The sequence below is a fragment of the Pseudoalteromonas distincta genome, from assembly GCF_000814675.1.
In the GTDB taxonomy this organism is placed as follows: Bacteria; Pseudomonadota; Gammaproteobacteria; order Enterobacterales; family Alteromonadaceae; genus Pseudoalteromonas; species Pseudoalteromonas distincta.
The window spans coordinates 360,810-377,696 of record NZ_JWIG01000001.1 but is presented as its reverse complement, the minus strand read 5'-3'; the positions used below and the strand labels follow the sequence as shown (position 1 = coordinate 377,696).

16 protein-coding genes and 1 riboswitch are annotated in these 16,887 nt (G+C 38.3%); of the genes, 10 read left to right on the top strand and 6 right to left on the bottom strand.

Annotation, left to right across the window (positions count from 1 at the left end; all coding sequences use genetic code 11):
- Position 1: 1 nt before the first annotated feature.
- Positions 2 to 520 (top strand): hypothetical protein, encoded by a 519-nt coding sequence (locus QT16_RS01610; RefSeq protein WP_039484871.1) that lies wholly within the window; start codon positions 2 to 4, stop codon positions 518 to 520.
- 32 nt (positions 521 to 552) lie between these two features.
- On the opposite strand, the gene coaD is transcribed toward QT16_RS01610, so the two are convergent.
- Positions 553 to 1,044, bottom strand: coding sequence for a pantetheine-phosphate adenylyltransferase (gene coaD, locus QT16_RS01605; RefSeq protein WP_039484868.1), 492 nt, complete (start codon positions 1,042 to 1,044; stop codon positions 553 to 555).
- Between the two features lie 198 nt (positions 1,045 to 1,242).
- Between coaD and QT16_RS01600 the strand changes: the two genes are divergently transcribed.
- A complete protein-coding gene (locus tag QT16_RS01600) occupies positions 1,243 to 1,896 on the top strand; it encodes a TetR/AcrR family transcriptional regulator (protein ID WP_002958757.1) in 654 nt (217 codons plus the stop codon).
- 97 nt (positions 1,897 to 1,993) lie between these two features.
- Positions 1,994 to 3,451, top strand: a complete 1,458-nt coding sequence (gene thiI / locus QT16_RS01595; RefSeq protein WP_039484863.1) for a tRNA uracil 4-sulfurtransferase ThiI — start codon at positions 1,994 to 1,996, stop codon at positions 3,449 to 3,451.
- A 25-nt stretch (positions 3,452 to 3,476) separates the two neighbouring features.
- Here thiI and QT16_RS01590 read toward each other — a convergent pair whose 3' ends face one another.
- Positions 3,477 to 4,379 carry a ketopantoate reductase family protein gene (locus tag QT16_RS01590; RefSeq protein WP_039484859.1) on the bottom strand — a complete coding sequence of 301 codons (903 nt, stop codon included), beginning with the start codon at positions 4,377 to 4,379 and terminating at the stop codon, positions 3,477 to 3,479.
- Positions 4,372 to 4,725: a VanZ family protein gene (locus QT16_RS01585; protein ID WP_002958754.1), complete on the bottom strand. Its 354-nt coding sequence runs from the start codon at positions 4,723 to 4,725 to the stop codon at positions 4,372 to 4,374. Before QT16_RS01585 ends, QT16_RS01590 begins: the two co-directional genes overlap by 8 nt.
- 152 nt (positions 4,726 to 4,877) lie before the next feature.
- Between QT16_RS01585 and QT16_RS01580 the strand changes: the two genes are divergently transcribed.
- From QT16_RS01580 to QT16_RS01570, 3 genes are all read left to right on the top strand, one after another.
- Positions 4,878 to 5,360, top strand: a complete 483-nt coding sequence (locus tag QT16_RS01580) for a YajQ family cyclic di-GMP-binding protein (protein ID WP_002958753.1) — start codon at positions 4,878 to 4,880, stop codon at positions 5,358 to 5,360.
- A gap of 189 nt (positions 5,361 to 5,549) precedes the next feature.
- Positions 5,550 to 6,344, top strand: a complete 795-nt coding sequence (locus tag QT16_RS01575; protein ID WP_039484856.1) for a transporter substrate-binding domain-containing protein — start codon at positions 5,550 to 5,552, stop codon at positions 6,342 to 6,344.
- A 54-nt stretch (positions 6,345 to 6,398) separates the two neighbouring features.
- A riboswitch (cobalamin riboswitch) is annotated at positions 6,399 to 6,582 on the top strand.
- Positions 6,583 to 6,619: 37 nt separating this feature from the next.
- Positions 6,620 to 8,449 carry a TonB-dependent receptor domain-containing protein gene (locus tag QT16_RS01570; RefSeq protein WP_039484852.1) on the top strand — a complete coding sequence of 610 codons (1,830 nt, stop codon included), beginning with the start codon at positions 6,620 to 6,622 and terminating at the stop codon, positions 8,447 to 8,449.
- A gap of 77 nt (positions 8,450 to 8,526) precedes the next feature.
- Here the strand turns inward: QT16_RS01570 and msrA are convergent, their stop codons facing one another.
- From msrA to QT16_RS01555, 3 genes are all read right to left on the bottom strand, one after another.
- A complete protein-coding gene (gene msrA / locus QT16_RS01565) occupies positions 8,527 to 9,063 on the bottom strand; it encodes a peptide-methionine (S)-S-oxide reductase MsrA (RefSeq protein WP_039484849.1) in 537 nt (178 codons plus the stop codon).
- A gap of 86 nt (positions 9,064 to 9,149) precedes the next feature.
- Positions 9,150 to 12,248 carry an efflux RND transporter permease subunit gene (locus tag QT16_RS01560; protein WP_039484845.1) on the bottom strand — a complete coding sequence of 1,033 codons (3,099 nt, stop codon included), beginning with the start codon at positions 12,246 to 12,248 and terminating at the stop codon, positions 9,150 to 9,152.
- A gap of 3 nt (positions 12,249 to 12,251) precedes the next feature.
- Complete coding sequence (locus QT16_RS01555; RefSeq protein WP_039484841.1) at positions 12,252 to 13,304, bottom strand: efflux RND transporter periplasmic adaptor subunit; 1,053 nt, start codon at positions 13,302 to 13,304, stop codon at positions 12,252 to 12,254.
- A 246-nt stretch (positions 13,305 to 13,550) separates the two neighbouring features.
- On the opposite strand from QT16_RS01555, the gene QT16_RS01550 reads away from it, so the two are divergent.
- From QT16_RS01550 to QT16_RS01535, 4 genes are all read left to right on the top strand, one after another.
- Positions 13,551 to 14,255: a DUF2982 domain-containing protein gene (locus tag QT16_RS01550; protein WP_002958747.1), complete on the top strand. Its 705-nt coding sequence runs from the start codon at positions 13,551 to 13,553 to the stop codon at positions 14,253 to 14,255.
- Positions 14,256 to 14,277: 22 nt separating this feature from the next.
- A complete protein-coding gene (locus QT16_RS01545; RefSeq protein ID WP_002958746.1) occupies positions 14,278 to 14,610 on the top strand; it encodes a hypothetical protein in 333 nt (110 codons plus the stop codon).
- A 69-nt stretch (positions 14,611 to 14,679) separates the two neighbouring features.
- Positions 14,680 to 16,329, top strand: coding sequence for an Lcl C-terminal domain-containing protein (locus QT16_RS01540; RefSeq protein ID WP_039484838.1), 1,650 nt, complete (start codon positions 14,680 to 14,682; stop codon positions 16,327 to 16,329).
- Between the two features lie 9 nt (positions 16,330 to 16,338).
- Positions 16,339 to 16,857: an Lcl C-terminal domain-containing protein gene (locus QT16_RS01535; protein WP_039484834.1), complete on the top strand. Its 519-nt coding sequence runs from the start codon at positions 16,339 to 16,341 to the stop codon at positions 16,855 to 16,857.
- The last annotated feature ends 30 nt before the right edge of the window (positions 16,858 to 16,887 follow it).

Here is a 16,887-nt window from a genome sequence, read left to right as displayed (position 1 = left end):
AATGGAGGATCTATTTTGGCAATTAAATTCAATTAACGTGTATTTTGGAATACTTATTACATGGCTTTTTGTTTTTGCTTTTTTGTTCACTCTATCAATTGCCATTAATAAGCAAGATAAAAGCCGAGTTCACCTTAGCTTTATTATGATGGCTTCGTACACATCTAGTTTATTTATGGACATAACTACTGCAGCTCCGCATTTAAAGATGTTTATATTTGATGTACTAACAATTGCCGTTATTTTTATGTGGCGTATTTTTTTAGGACGCAAAATACCGTACGAATTTTATTATCTTATTGTAGGGCTTGGTATCAATGCCTCACTGTTTATGAGCATGTATATTGATAATACTCTTTATGGCAATCGGGACTTTTGGTGGCTGTGGATGCTGTATGGTTTTCTTATGCCTATTATTGATATCACTATGGCGCTAATACTAATTATCAATAAAGATTTGCTAAAACTTGTTTGGTTAATTAAAAAATTAAAATTATCATCTATACAAAAGCCGAATTAGCGCATACAAGTTATGCGCTAATTCGGGAAGTGTTATTGGGCACCACAGCCCAGTTTAGTTTTTAGAGCTTTGACAATTACAGGGTCTACAAACTCGCTTACATCACCATTGTGACGAGCTACTTCTTTAACAAGCGTTGATGAAATAAATGAATTTCGCTCTGCGGGTGTTAAAAATACACTTTCTAAATCAGGATTCAGGCGGCGGTTCATGTTAGCTAATTGAAATTCATAGTCAAAATCAGATACAGCCCTAATACCACGAATAAGCACATTAGCATTGTGATCGCGCGCAAGGTCAGCCAATAAGCCAGAAAAACCAATGACCTTAACATTATCTAAGTGACTTAAAATAGAGTTTGCAAGTTCAACACGTTCTTCAAGGTTAAAACAGGGTTTTTTACTTGGGTTGTTCGCAACCGCAACTAATACGGTATCAAACATTTTAGCTGCACGTTGAATAAGATCTGTATGACCATTGGTTAGTGGATCAAAGGTGCCCGGGTAAATTGCAATAACTTTCATAATGTTCACTATTTATGATTTTAGCGCTAGTTTAACAGTGTTTATGCCACAAAGCAGCCTAGCTAATAAAGCATATAAACACTTACTTTCTTTGAACAGGTCAGTCCAAGGTTTGAGTGTTTTAATGATTCATATTTGTTTATACTGTTTAACTCTTTTGAGTGTAATGTAGCCTATAGATAATTTGAGTATTAGCATATGAATACCAAGGATAAAATAATACACACCAGTATTTTGTTGTTTAACGAAAATGGTGAGCGTGCAATAACGACAAATCATATTGCATCAAACTTAGGGATGAGCCCGGGTAATCTTTATTATCATTTTAAAAATAAAGAAGACATTATCCGTCATATTTTTGCGTTGTATCGCGATCATTTAAATACTCACTTTAAACCTATTAATAAAGATGATGATGCATTTAATCATTTAACGGCTTATTTAGATTCGTTATTTGAATTGATGTGGCGTTACCATTTTTTTTACGACAATCTTGGCGATATACTTGCCAGAGACACTGAGCTAAAACAAGCTTACATTGATTTTCAGTTAGAATTATTAGAGCAAGTTCGTAAAATTATTCTAGGTCTTCGCGATAGTGAAATGATTGCTATTGATGAGCAAGATGTCATTGATTTAGCCCATACACTAAAGTTAACTGTTAGCTTTTGGACGCCTTATATTAAGGCTCGTAGGCCAAGCGGTACCCTTGCTGAGCAAGATATATATCACGGTATTTTAAAAGTACTTACATTATTTAGAGCGTACAGTACCGATAAAAGTATTGATAAAATGAACCTATTACGCGAAAAATACACTGAATTAGCGCAACAAGCCCCAACTGTTGTTTAGCCGTTGCCTTTTGGCTGTTTCCTAGACGCTGAATTTTTTGCTATAATCGCGCGCCAAATGCCTGGGAGCGCGAATTCCCGCAGTCTAAGAGTGAACTATGCTTAAATTTATCGTCAAACTACATCCTGAAATAGCCATCAAAAGCCGTTCGGTCCGTAAACGCTTTACTAAAGTGTTAGAAAATAACATTAAAATTGTATTGCGACGTCTTGACGAAAAAGTACAAGTAAGAAATAACTGGGATAATATTTCAGTTGTTACAAAGCTTGAAGATGCACAAGTTCGCCTTGATTTTATCGACAGCCTTAAACGCATACCTGGTATCGTTCAGTTTATTGAAGTAACTGAGACGCAATTTGAAACTCTCGATGATATCTATCAAAAAACAATAGTGTTAGTGGGTCACACAATTGTGGGTAAAACCTTCTGTGTGCGTGCTAAGCGTATAGGCCAACACGACTTTACCTCGACTGATTTAGAGCGTTATGTTGGTGGTGGGCTAAATCAACATATTGAAGGCGCAAGCGTTAAACTTAGCCGTCCAGAAGTAACAATACGCTTAGAAGTAAAAGACGATAAAGCTTATATTGTTTCGCAAACGCATTTTGGTATGGCGGGCTTTCCACTACCAACGCAAGAAGACGTGCTTTCTCTTATGTCGGGTGGTTTTGACTCTGGCGTAGCAAGTTACCAAATGATTCGTAAAGGCGCACGTACGCACTTTTTATTCTTTAATCTAGGTGGCGCAGCGCACGAGATTGGTGTTAAGCAAGCGAGCTATTTTTTATGGAAAAAATACAGCTCAACACATAAAGTGAAATTTATAACAGTTGATTTTGAACCTGTTGTTGCTGAAATTTTAGAAAACGTTGAAAACAGCCAAATGGGTGTTGTGCTTAAACGTATGATGATGCGAGCAGGAAGTGTAGTGGCTGAAAAGTTAAACATTCAGGCGCTTGTCACTGGTGAAAGTATTGGCCAAGTATCTAGTCAAACATTAGCGAACTTAAGCGTGATTGACCGCGTTACTGAAACGCTTATTTTACGCCCGCTAATTCAAAATGATAAACAAGAAATTATTAATCTTGCTCGCCAAATTGGTACAGCTGAAATGGCTGAAACGATGCCTGAATATTGTGGTGTTATTTCTAAAAAGCCGACAGTTAAAGCCAAAATTGAAGTAATAGAAGCCGAAGAAGAAAAGTTCGATTTTGATGTGCTAGATACCGTAGTAAATAACGCGCGCATAATGGATGTACGCGATATTGACGTAGAAGCAAAGCAAGAGCTAAAAGAGGCTGAGTCGGTTGCTGATTTACCTGCAGGCTCTGTAGTAATTGATATTCGCTCACCAGAAGAAGAAGAAGCTGCACCGCTTGCAATCGATGGTGTTGAAGTGGTGCATTTGCCGTTCTTCCGTTTAGCTACTAAGTTTGGTGATTTACCAAAAGACACCGACTACTATTTATATTGTGACAGAGGCGTAATGAGCCAACTACAGGCACTTATGCTGCACGAACAGGGCTTCGAAACTGTAAAAGTTTATCGCCCGTAAAGTTAAAAGCTTATATAAGCGTGGTTTATACCACGCTTTTTTTTGCCTGAATTTTGACTAACAACTCATCGTTGTAAGGCGTTGGAATACTGTGAAGTTTACCTTGTTGGCTAATATAGCCACATATAGCTGATATTTCAGTTTCTCTATTGTGAGCTATATCTTGCTGCATTGATGAGTAATTATTTGCGGTTAACTCCATTATTTTATAAGCGGTATTGAGAGCTTTAATTAATGGGATATTAAGCCCTTGAGCCTTTGCAATATTGCATGCTTCAGTGAGTGCATTAAAAATTATTGTATTGTACTTAGGTGCACGTAATTCGCCATTTTTTACATTACTTAAAGCGCTTAATGGATTAATGGCAATATTGACGAGTAGCTTTTCAAAACGAAGCTGCTGAATGTTATTAGTAAACTTTAGATTGGGTATTACTTTAAAAATATCAGCTATTGGCGCGCTATTTTGAAAAGCTAATTCATTACAAGCACCAATAACGCTTTGTCCCTCACCAGTGTGCTGCACAATGTATTGGTTTGATTTAAAGCCAGCTATGCTTGTCGTTAAAAAGTAGAGTGCTTGGTGAGTGCTTAGCTGGCTATTTACCTCATCAACATTACCCATTCCGTTATGCGAAAGTACAACAGAGCAATGATTTGGTAAAAATGGCTTTATTTGCGTAAATGCATCAAGTACTTGAAAGGCTTTAACGGTAAATAAAACAACATCAAGTTCAGCCGCTTTATTTAGCTGATTTAATGAAATAAATTTAGCGTCAATTTTTTTAGATGCACCCTTTCCTCTGCTATAAAAGCGGGTGTTTGTTGGGTTTTTACGAGTTAAAACGCTGACATTATGCGATGCGCTCAAAAAGTGGCTCAGCAATAAGCCAATAGCGCCATCGCCAACGATTAAAATATTAGCCATGTGGGTTCTTTTTTCGAGGTGTAAAAATTACTCTAAGTAAAAAGTAGCTTGCAGCACCTGCAAAATCAGCAAAAAAATCACCAAGTGATGCTTGCCTATAAGGAAGTGCGTCTTGCATTATTTCTATCGAGGCGCCATAGCCTGCTAATAAGAGTATTTGAGCATATAAAGGAAGCTTAAAAGCCTTATCCATTATTATGGCTAATATAAAAAAAATCCCAAAATGGGCGACTTTATCAACATGAGGGAATAAATTTACAACGCCACCTTTTATTTCTTTAGCAAATAAAAAGGTGAAAGCCACTATGCTGATTAAAAAAACTGCTTGATAAACACGCCTTGTCACGACAAATCCTAAAATCGCTTAAAAAAGAGGCGCAAGTATATCAAACTAATTTAGTATCGCACCTGAACAAGATGCAGAAAAATGTAAAGATTTATAATTTTAGCGTTATAATTGCCACATAAAATTAAGATTAAATAGTTAGGAGTATACTAATGCCTTCATTTGATATTGTATCTGAAGTAGAAATGAACGAAGCTAAAAATGCGGTTGATAACGCAAACCGTGAACTAGAGACTCGCTTTGATTTTAGGGGCGTTGATGCATCTATTGAGTTAAACGATAAAACAATTAAGCTTAAAGCAGAAGCTGACTCTCAAGTTATGCAGTTGTTCGATATTTTAGCGGGAAAAATTTCAAAGCGCGGTATGGATGTAGCTAGTTTAGAACTTCAAGATATTAGCCGTGCAGGAAAAAATGTATTTCGTAACGTTGGGTTAAAGCAAGGTATCGAAAAAGACATGGCCAAAAAAGTGGTTAAAGCCATTAAAGATTCAAAAGTTAAAGTACAAGCCGCTATTCAAGGCGAAGAAGTACGTGTGACAGGTAAAAAGCGTGACGATCTTCAAGAAGCAATGCAGGTAGTGCGCAGTGCCGATTTAGGTCAGCCTTTTCAGTTTAAAAACTTTCGCGACTAATTTATAAACTGTTTTTAATAAAAGTGCTTTAATTTGTCTATATTTGCAGACAGATTAAAGCTACTTAATCTTTTTACAACTTTCCCACCTTATCCTCTCGTAGTTCTGCATGTGTTAATCCACTTTTTGATATTTAAGCTATTATATTTAATTGAATATAATAAAAATTTCACTCTAGAAGGTATTAAAATGAGACCCCATCAATTATTTCTGTTATTTGTTTTGCTTATATTTACCAAGCCAAGCTTATCAAAGCCAGTTGATATTGATGTATTGGTCGAAGATGGCTACTTTCCGATTATTATTAACGCGCAAAAAAAGCAGGGCTTTGCTCCTGAGTTTATTAATATTATAAACGACGCACAGGAGGAATTTAACTTTATACTTATTTCTTTACCTGTAAAAAGGCTTACTTTGTCTGTTGAAAAAAATAACTTCGACGTTTTATTTTTAATGGCAATGCAATGGTTGCCACAAGCATCGCAGGAGAATATTGAAAAAACTGAATTTTATACCATCACCAAAAACGAGATTTATACACTCAAAGAGAATGCATCAGAACAAACTTATTTTGACAATCTGGATAAATTAACCAAAGTTGGGGTTTTAGGGTACTCGTATCAATTTGCAGGATTTAATACAAATGCCGAATACTTGAGAGAAGAGCACCAGGTAAGCCTAACAATTGATGAATTCAATGTAGTTAAAATGCTGCTATTAAGGCGCGCTGAAGTCGGGGTTTTAAACAGTGTTGCTTATCAGTATTTTAAAAAGCAGAATATCTTAAATATGGATTTACTATTTAAGAGTGACGTACCAGATGCAGTGTATGAAACACATTTTTTGATTAACTCACAATCAAATAAAATATCTAGTCGTAAAATGGATGAAATATTAAATTTACCTACTACACAAATGCAACTTCAGAAGCTACTTGATAAGTACGGTATTACTTCAAGCTATAATAATACAGCACTGAACTGAAATAGCTTTTAGCTATATAGACGTCCATTGACATTTGTAAACAAAATGCTCACAATGACGGCATATTTTCAAGGTGCTTGCTAGCCACTTCATGCAATGATTTTTTTAGCAGGATAATCGGGAAGTTGGTGAGTTTTCATGATGACTACAAGCCCAACACTGCCCCCGCAACGGTAAAGTATTGCATGTTTTTATATGCTTACTGAGTCCGGAGACCGGCCTTGATGCAATCTTACTTACTTAAATCTTTGCGGTGGGCAAAGGTAGGGGACCTCATGTTAAACAAAACAACTCTAGGCGTTGCAATTTCTGCTGCGCTTTCATTTTCTGTGTCTGGTGCAGAGCAATCAATTGAAAAAATAACCGTTACAGCTAATAAGTTTGAGCAATCAATTAACGACGTTTTAGCGAGTGTAAATGTTATTGAACGTGCTGAAATAGAAGCTAGTAACGTACGCGATTTACCTACACTTTTAAGCACGCGAGTGGGTTTTCAGGTTAATCCAAACGGTGGTTTTGGTCAAAATACAGGTGTGTCACTTCGTGGTACGGGCTCTGGCGATACGTTGATTTTAATTGACGGTGTACGTACAGGCTCAGCAACACTAGGTCAAAAAGCATTAAATAATGTCCCTCTAAATAGTATTGAACGCATAGAAATTATTAAAGGCTCTCGCGCGGCTGTTTATGGCTCTGATGCACTCGCTGGTGTTATTAATATTATTACGCGTGAGTCAGATAACTTATCCCTAAGCGCTACATTTGGTTCTGACTCTTATCAAAATTATCAAGTTGCAGGCTCTGTAAAATCAGATGATATAACAACAGCATTTAACGCAGGCTTTGAAAAAACAGATAACTTTGATGCACTGCAAGGCGTTGCACCAGATGAAGATGGCTATGAAAATAAAAACCTTGGTTTTAAAATAAACTACACCGATGCACATTACGGCGACTTTAAGTTATTAGGCCAATACAGTGAAGGCTATGCAGATTACGACAGTCGCTTTAGTCCAGCCACAAGTACTATAGAAACAGGTGATTTTAAAAACTATCAGCTTTCTGCAGGTTGGAGTAAAAACTACACTAACCAATCGCACAGTATTGATATTTCTATTTCAACAGATGACTCTCACGATACCTCAGCATTTGGTGTAAATGATTTTATAACGAAACGTGTGCAATTTGATTATAACGGTCAATATATACTATCTGAAGAGCTTAATATTAGCGGTGGTGTTAACTGGTACAACGATGATGTATCGCACAGTTCAACGCAGTATGATATGCAAGAGCGTGATGTATTAGCAGTATTTGTTGGGGCTTATTACAATGCTGAAAAAGTGTTAGCTAATTTAACAATTCGCCAAGACGATGATGAACAGTTTGGTGATGAAACAACATATACAGCCGCTGCTGGTTATCACTTATCTGAAGATGCAACATTCCGTATAAGCCAAAGTACTGGCTTTAAAGCACCTACATTTAACGATTTATACTTTCCGGCTTTTCCTGGTTTTCCACCTTCATCTAATCCAGATTTAGAGCCTGAGAAATCATTAAATCAAGAGATTGGGTTAAATGTAGATTTTGATATAGCAAGTATTGACGTTGCTATTTTTAGAAATGATATTGAAGATAAGATATCTTTAGATTCTAACTTTTTTCCTATCAACTTAAATGAAGCACGCTACGAAGGGGTTGAATTTAGCTTATCTCAGCAGTTTTTTGGTTTTGATAGCAACCTTAACTTTGCTTACTTAAGCGCTGAAGACGAAGAAACGGGCGCAGAGTTGCGTAATGTTGCTAAACGTACTTTTAACTGGGAACTTGCAAAACAGTTTGGTGCTTTTGATGCAAGCTTAGACATGCAATACCGTAGCGACCGACAAGGTGCTGTGACGCGCTTAGGCTCTTATACACTTTGGAACTTAGCGGGTAATTATCAAGTAAATGAACATATTGAAGTTTCGCTTCGTGTAGAAAACTTATTTGATAAAGAATATAACGCTGTTGATTCAAACGCTGATTTTACAACGGGTGAAGTGTATTACTACAACACGCCAGAGCGTCGCTTTTTTGCAGGCGCAAGCTACCAGTTTTAACGGTATTTATTAATATTAGAAAGCCCGACATATGTCGGGCTTTTTAATGTTTAGCTAAGTTTAACTACTAAAATTAGCTAGTCAGCTAAGAACTCTTCAAATACGGTTTCAAACTTGTGTAACTTAGGTGCTATTAAAATACTACAGTAACCCTGCTGTGGATTTTCGTTATAGTAATCTTGGTGATAATGCTCTGCTGGGTAATACGTAGTGGTAGGGCTGACTTCTGTCACAATTGGCTCAGCGACATGGCTTTGCAGTTGAGCTATCATTTCGTTGGTTTGCTTAAGTTGAGCTTCATCGTGATAGTAAACCACACTTCTATATTGTGTGCCTATATCGTTACCTTGGCGATTCAATTGTGTTGCATCATGCAGTGTGAAAAACATTGCTAAAAGTGTTTCAAAGCTAACTACAGTAGTATCAAATTCAATTTTAACAACCTCAGCGTGACCGGTTGTGCCTGAGCATACAGAATCATATGTTGGGTTATTTGTTTCACCGCCAGTGTAGCCAGAGCTTACGGTTAGTACGCCATTTACACGTCTAAATGCAGCATCTATACACCAAAAACAGCCGCCACCAAATGTTGCTACTTGCGTTGTTGAGCTCATAAGTATTCCTAAAATGTATATGGGGTTTTAAAAGCGAGCATAAATTGTATGCGCCGCAACAACAAGGTTACGGCGCAATTAAGAGGCTAGATCTCTTCGAAAGGTTTTTCAGCGGCTTGTTTGTCTAATTTTTGCTGTAAAAACTCAGGTGATTGAGTGTTACGTGCAAGTGCATAATATGCAGCAGGTACAACAAAAAGAGTAAGTAGGGTCGATACAATAACCCCAGTAAACACGACCACACCTATAACCATACGGCTTTCAGCGCCCGGACCTGAAGCAAGTACTAAAGGTACCGAACTCATAACCGTAGTCAACGAGGTCATAATAATAGGGCGTAAACGCTGAGTTGCTGCTTGCAAAATAGCTTCACTAAATTCAACGCCTTTATCGCGCAGTTGGTTAGTAAATTCCACAATCAAAATACCGTTTTTAGCACTTAACCCTATAAGCATGACAATACCTATTTGACTGTAAATATTTAAGGTAAGTCCTGTAGCCCAAAGTCCGAACATAGCGCCCATTAAACCAAGTGGTACGGTAAGCATAATGACGAACGGATGCATAAAGCTTTCAAACTGCGCTGCCAGTACTAAAAAGGTAACCGTGAGTGCAAGTATAAATACGTAGGTCATCGCTGATGCGCCTTCGTAATAAAGTTGCGATTCGCCTTTGTAATCTACGGCGCCATCTATATCGTTTTCTTGCGCGGCTACTTCGTTTAAAAAGTTAAGCGCTTGCTCAAGCGTATAACCGTCGGCTAAGTTGGCGCTTAATGTAATTGCGCGCATACGGTTATATCGGTTTAAGCGCGATGCAGTTGCTTCTTCTTTTAAGCTGATAAGGCTATCAAGTGGGACTAGTTCACCGCTTCGTGATTTAAGATATATATTTGAAATGTCAGTAGGGTTAGCAAAGTCTTCTTTTGTCCCTTTTAAAATTACATCGTATTCTTCACCACGGTCAATAAAGGTTGTAACACGGCGCTGGCCAAGCATTGTTTCAAGTGTACGGCCTACATCAGATACCGAAACACCTAAATCAGCAGCCTTGTTTTTATCTATGCTGACTAAAAACTGCGGGAAGGTTTCTTTATAATCATGATCGATTCTTACTAAACCAGGGTTTTGTTCGGCACGCTTAATTATACGGTCACGCCAATCGGCAAGTTGAGCGTAATCATTACCTTGCAATACAAACTCAATAGGGCGAGATGAACCACCACCGCCAATACCACGACGCATAATGGCAAATGCACGCACATCGGTAACTTCTTGCATTTTACCGCTTATTTCGTCCATTACTTCCCATGTTGAGCGTTTACGCTTATCCCAATCGGCCATTCCGACAATCGCAACACCGCCGCTGCCACCCCAGCCAGGCACTCGAACAAGTACACGACTTAGCTCACCTGCTTGCGAGTAAGGCATTAAACGTTCTTCAATTTGAGCCATATTAGCGGCGTTATTTTCATAACTTGCGCCCTCAGGGCCGCTCATCATAATAAAGAACGTGCCACGGTCTTCTTTTGGCGTTAGCTCAGAGGGAACTTGTAAAAACAACGAGTAACTAACAAAGCCCGCTAATAATAAGCTCACCATTAAGCCCCATTTACGGGTTATGTTAGTGGAGAGTGAAGTACGGTAACTTACTTCAATTTTAGTAAACTGGCGGTCCATCCATTGGCTAAATTTATTTGGTTTGTCTGATACTTTAAGTACTTTAGAACACAAGGCTGGAGCGAGAGTCAGCGCTGTAACACTTGAGAAAAATACGGCAGCACTTACCGCCATTGCAAACTCAGTAAATAATGCCCCTATACGGCCATCCATAAACACCAATGGCACAAACACCGATATTAGTACAAGCGTGGTTGCTACTATGGCAAAACCAACTTCACGCGCACCTCTATATGCAGCTAGTAATGGCGGCTCACCCAGTTCAATACGACGGTGAATGTTTTCAAGCATTACAATGGCATCATCTACTACTAAACCAATAGCCAGTACTAAGGCAAGTAAAGTTAGTAAGTTGATTGAGTAGCCCATTGCTAATAAAAACATAAAGCTACCAACAAGTGCGACCGGTACGGTAACCGCAGGAATAAGCGTTGCTCGTATATTGCCTAAAAACAAAAATATAACGAGTACGACTAAACCCATAGAGATGGCAAGTGTGCTGTAAACTTCACTAATTGATTCTTTAATAAATACAGACGAATCGTAGCTGTCTTGAATTGTGGTGCCTTCAGGTAGGTTACGTTTGATTTTTTCAAGTTCGCTGCGTGCGTTATCTACTACGGTAAGCGTGTTTGCTTTAGCTTGTTTTACAATTCCTAGGCCAATCATGTTGCGCCCGTTACCACGAAATAAGCTTTCGTCATCGGCAGCTTCTAATTTTACGTCGGCAACTTCACCTAAACGCACTAAATAACCTTCTTCACCACGTTTAATTACCAGGTTTTTAAAATCGCGCTGATCTTTATAACTACGTGCAGTACGCACGGTAAAGTCGCGATCTATTGATTCTATTTCGCCGGCAGGTAATTCAACGTTTTCTGTACGCAGTGTATTTTCAATATCGCTTGAGGTAATGCCGCGTGCAGCCATTGCTTGGCGGTTTAGCCAAATTTTCATTGCGTATTGGCGCTCACCACCAATACGCACGTTAGATACACCATCTACTACGGCTAAGCGGTCAACAATAAAACGCTGCGCGTAATCAGAGAGCTGTAACGAGTCCATTGTTTCGCTGTTTAATACAAACCATGCAATAGGGCTTTCATCACTATTTGATTTAGACACTTCTGGTGGGCGTACCTGATCGGGTAAACTATCAAGTGCACGTGCTACACGTTCACGTACATCGTTAGATGCAGCATCTATGTCGCGGTTAATATCAAACTCAATGGTAATGTTTGAGCGCCCATTACGGCTCGAAGAGTTAATACTTTTAATACCTTCAATACCGGAAATTCGATTTTCTATTATTTGCGTTATTTTGGTTTCTATAATTTCGGCAGAAGCACCTGTGTATTCAGTGCTGATATTTACTATTGGCGTTTCAATATCAGGGTACTCACGAAGTGGCAGCATAGTAAATGCAACCAGACCAAAAGTAAGAAGTAGTAAATTAATTACTATGGCAAAAACGGGGCGTTTAACGCTAGTATCAGTAATTTTCACGTATTACCCCTTAACGCTTACTTTACTACCAGAGCGAATTTTTATTAGCCCTTCAGTAACAATTTGCTCGCCATCATTTAAACCTTCATCGATAGCAACCCAGCCATTATTTCTGCCAGCAACATGCACTTCAACCTTATTGGCTACTCCGTCTTGAATTTGAAAAACAAAGTGTTTGTCTTGTAAAGGGATAACCGCTTTTTCTGGCACCATTAAAGCTTGGTTACTGCTTAGCTCAAGTGCTGTATTTAATAACATGCCAGGGCGAAGTAATCCTGATTTATTAGCAAAACTTGCAGTTACTTCAACACTGCGTGTTACCGAATCAATACGCGAGCTAATATGTGTTACCTTGCCGTTAAATGTCTGCCCTGGGTAGGCATCGTTTTGGGTAAGTACTTTCATACCCATGTTTAATTGTGCTAAATATTTTTCAGGTACTTTGAAGTCAACTTTAATAATACTAATATCATCAAGTGTGGTGATTATTGTTGTGTTGCTTACGTAGGCGCCAACTGATATTTCACGCTTACCTAACAGGCCTGAAAATGGCGCGGTAATAGTCATTTCATTTAACTTTGTTTTAGCGCTTTCTAGTTGAGCTTCAGTGGCATCAACACGAGATAATTGTTCTTCAAGTAATGACTTTGCCGTTGATTGCGAACGTGAAAGTTCGGTAAGGCGATCTAACTGACGTTTTTCCTCACGTAAGTTAATACCGAGTTCTTTAACTGCAAGTTGCTCTTGTTGGCTTTGTAACTGTACTAATTTTTGTCCTTTACTGACTAAGTCGCCATCTTTAAAATATATATCTGTGACATAATCGTTTTGCGCACTTTTTATATAAATAGCTTGGTTTGCACGTGCACTACCGATGGCCTCTATCATCACTGCGTTTTCCTCAGAGGTAACAGTATGAGCCGTTACTTGGGTAGACATTTGTGATGAATCGGCTTGTTCGCCGTGGCTAGCGGGTAAATATAAATAAACGCTAAATATTAGAAGTAACGTAATAATAAATGGAAAAAGTGCTTTACCTGATTGTCTTGAGTACATTGATTTCATACCTGAAAATGAATTGTAAGTATTGTACGAAATAAGACCGTGAAAAGACGGTTATGTATCTCATAAATTTGTGCGTTAAGCGTAAAAGTAAATAAGATTTATTCATTGTTCCTATTTTGTTGAGGAAAAAGCGGTAATGTATGAAATTTAAAACTAGCTGTAACTTATGTATAACAACAAGAAAGGTCATAATTTGGGGCATTATTATGTTTGTTTTTTATATGGTGTTTTACCGATATGGATAAATCTGACAATGTCATTAAGTTTCGGGCACAGGGCGCGCGAAACGCAATTGAGGTGATTGTTGTAGGTGCTATAGGCTTAGTCTTTATTATGTTATTTAATTTACTGAGGCCGGGTGAGATTAGCATACTTGAAATATTTTTAGTGAGCTTGTGCCTTGTGGCTATTTTTATTGGATTTTTAAAATCTCAAGAACCATACCATAGCCTTATATTAAGCGAATCTGAGCTCGTTTATTGCCACAAGTACGGAGCTTGGTGTATGCCTCATAGTAACTTTCATCACAGTGGAATACCCAAAGTAGAAGATGGCTTTGACTATTTAGAATTAAATGCGGTTGGCGTTAAGGTAAATGATATAGACGACTTTTTATCAAGCATAGCGCCTAGAATTGCAGGGAAATTATTAATAGAGCAGCGTAATTTATTTATGCAAGTTGTTCAAAAACATTGCAAAAATGGCAATTGCCCATCAGAATGGTTAATAGAAGATACACATTACACATCCCATAAAGGGATAAGCTATACTGGGCTTATAGCCATGTTTGCTAATAGAACTAAGCACCTTCAGCAGCTAACAGGTTACGATTTATTATTGCCTGCCAGCGTGTTAGATAGAGATATTTGGGCATTTAGTGCTAACTTAAATAAGTGGAAGCGCGAGCCTAGTCAGTTTATAGCGTCGCAGCTTAGTAATTAAGCTACGACTGTAGGAAAGAAAAATGAGTCAAGACAGAGCCTTTTTAAAAAGTGGTCGAAATACCATAATACATAAAGATAAAAAGCATGATTTAGTGATTGTAAACTCTGAAATTCATCCTCGAATTAAAGTAACGCAACATGGCCTGGAGCCATTTAAAGAAGAATTACCTAAAAACCGCCGTGATGCAAAAGAGCGTTATTTAGAAATGGTTTATGTAAGTAGCGCTGATGTATTTGGCGAAGAAAAGCAGTTGCTGTTTATTCAAGCTCTAGACGGGCGTGAATACAAAATAGATTACAGTAAAATCGGTACGAAGTTGTTTGTACGCATTCATCAAGATACATATATGTAGTACTTTAATGGCATCTTTATTGCTAGTGATTACACTATAGTAATTATTTGACATAATAAGGTGCTGCGTATGAAAGCGTTTGCTTTAATCCCCCTCATTTCGTGTGGTTTACTGAGTGCGTGTGGAGGCGGTGGCGGTGATAGCGATAATACAGTTGTTGAAACGTCTGTTAATGCTGGAGCCGATTTACAAATTATCGAAAAATCTGAATTTACCATCACAGCACAAGGTTCCCCCGCTGATGGTACGTTTTCATGGCAACAAGTTAGCGGCCCAAGCATAGAAGGTTTCCCCCTTGAAGGCGCTGAGCAAACACTTACTGCACCTGACGTAAAAACTGATAGTGAAATAATATTAAGAGTGAGCTATCAAAGTACAGGTAGTAGCGCTGTTAGTGACGACATTTCTATTTCAGTGAGCTCTAATAACCAACTACCTCTTGCTGTTGTTACACAAACATCTCCTGAAACACTTCCCTCTGTATACAAAGATACAGTGACTTTGAGTGCCCTAGAGTCGAGCGATCCTGATGATAATGGCCAAATTGATAGTTATTTGTGGCAATTGCTATCGGGTCCTGATTTAGATATTGAGAGTTTTAATGAATCGACTCTTAGTTTCTCTCATCCATTACTTGAAAGTAACGTGAATTTATCTTGGCAGCTAACTGTCACTGATGATGAAGGTGGCGAGGCGAGCACTCAATATTCAATGACACTCAACAAAACAAATGAGTTAGTGGATGCAAATGCAGGCGCAGATCAAAATGTCGAAGAGTTTGAGCAAGTAACGCTTGATGCTACAAATAGCGAAACCGTTACCGATACCTATAAGTGTGAATGGCAACAACTTACCGGTAATAGCGAAACATTAAGCAATAGCGACCAATGTATAACGACATTTTTTGCCTCAGATGTTGATACTGAGTCTACATTGAGCTTTGAAGTCACGGTAACCGATTCAAAGGGGCGCACCGATACAGACTCTTTATTTGTTGATGTATCACCCAAAGCACTTGGACTCATCAACGATAGTGGTGTTGGTGAGTGTTATAACAATACTCAACGTATTAATTGTGAGAGTGATGACTTTCCAGCGCAAGATGCAGAGCTTGGACGCGATAGCTATGCAAATCGCTTAGATAAAGTTGGCAAAGGTAATTTAGCGTTTGATTACACTAAACTTAATCAGTTTGCTGATGAAGTTGGTGATGATAGTAGTGACTTTACCTGTATACGCGATAATGTTACTGGGCTTGTATGGGAGGTGAAAAGTGTGGCATCTGGCACGGTACCAAATACTTCGTTACGTGATGGTCAAAATCATTACTTTTGGGATGTAGGGAATACGACTTTTACCGATACCAGTACCGCCAATTCAACGTGTCCGGACAATACAAGTTGTGGAGTACAAAGTTATATAAACGAAGTTAATGATTTAGATTTTTGTGGTGGTACAAACTGGCGATTACCTACTTATACAGAGCTTTTGGGCTTAATTGATTACGGTAAACAAGGGCAAAGTATATTAATTGATGAGGCATTTTTACCTAATATGCCAAGTGAAAGTGCATTAAGCCATTTACGTTACTGGACCTCACAAACAGCAGCTGATGGTACCAGTTTATCGCAAGCGTATATCATTGATATGAGTGATGGTAACGACCTTGCTTATCCAAAAGAAAATACTGCTTATGTACGTTTAGTTAGAAGTCGTTAGGAGAAAATAATGAAATTAAAATTACTCTATGCACTAGCAACTATAAGCTTGAGCTTTAATATTGCAGCGGCGCAAACGTGCTACGACGGTGCAGATACCACAACACCGACAGATAGATTTACCATAAATGCAGATGGCACAGTGTCTGATAGCGAAACAGGCCTTATGTGGCAACGCTGTAGTTATGGGCAAACTTATAATACAGAGACACAACTTTGTGAAGGCTCAACACCTTCCCTTACTTGGCAAGAAGCACTTCGTGGTGCTAAAAATGATACAACCGCAGATTACGATGATTGGCAAATGCCTAACATTAAAGAATTGGCGAGTATTTTAGAGCACAGTTGCACAGAGCCGAGTATTAATGAAAACGTATTTTTGGGCACTAAGCTTCAAAACTATTGGTCAAATACATCGGGTGTAAGCACAATGAGCTCAGCGTGGGTTTATCAATTTGATAGTGGGTTGAATAGCTTACATGCTAAAACCAGTAATGTGTATTTACGATTAGTGCGCTACGAAGAGTAAAATGCATACTAAGATTAGACAGACAAAAGT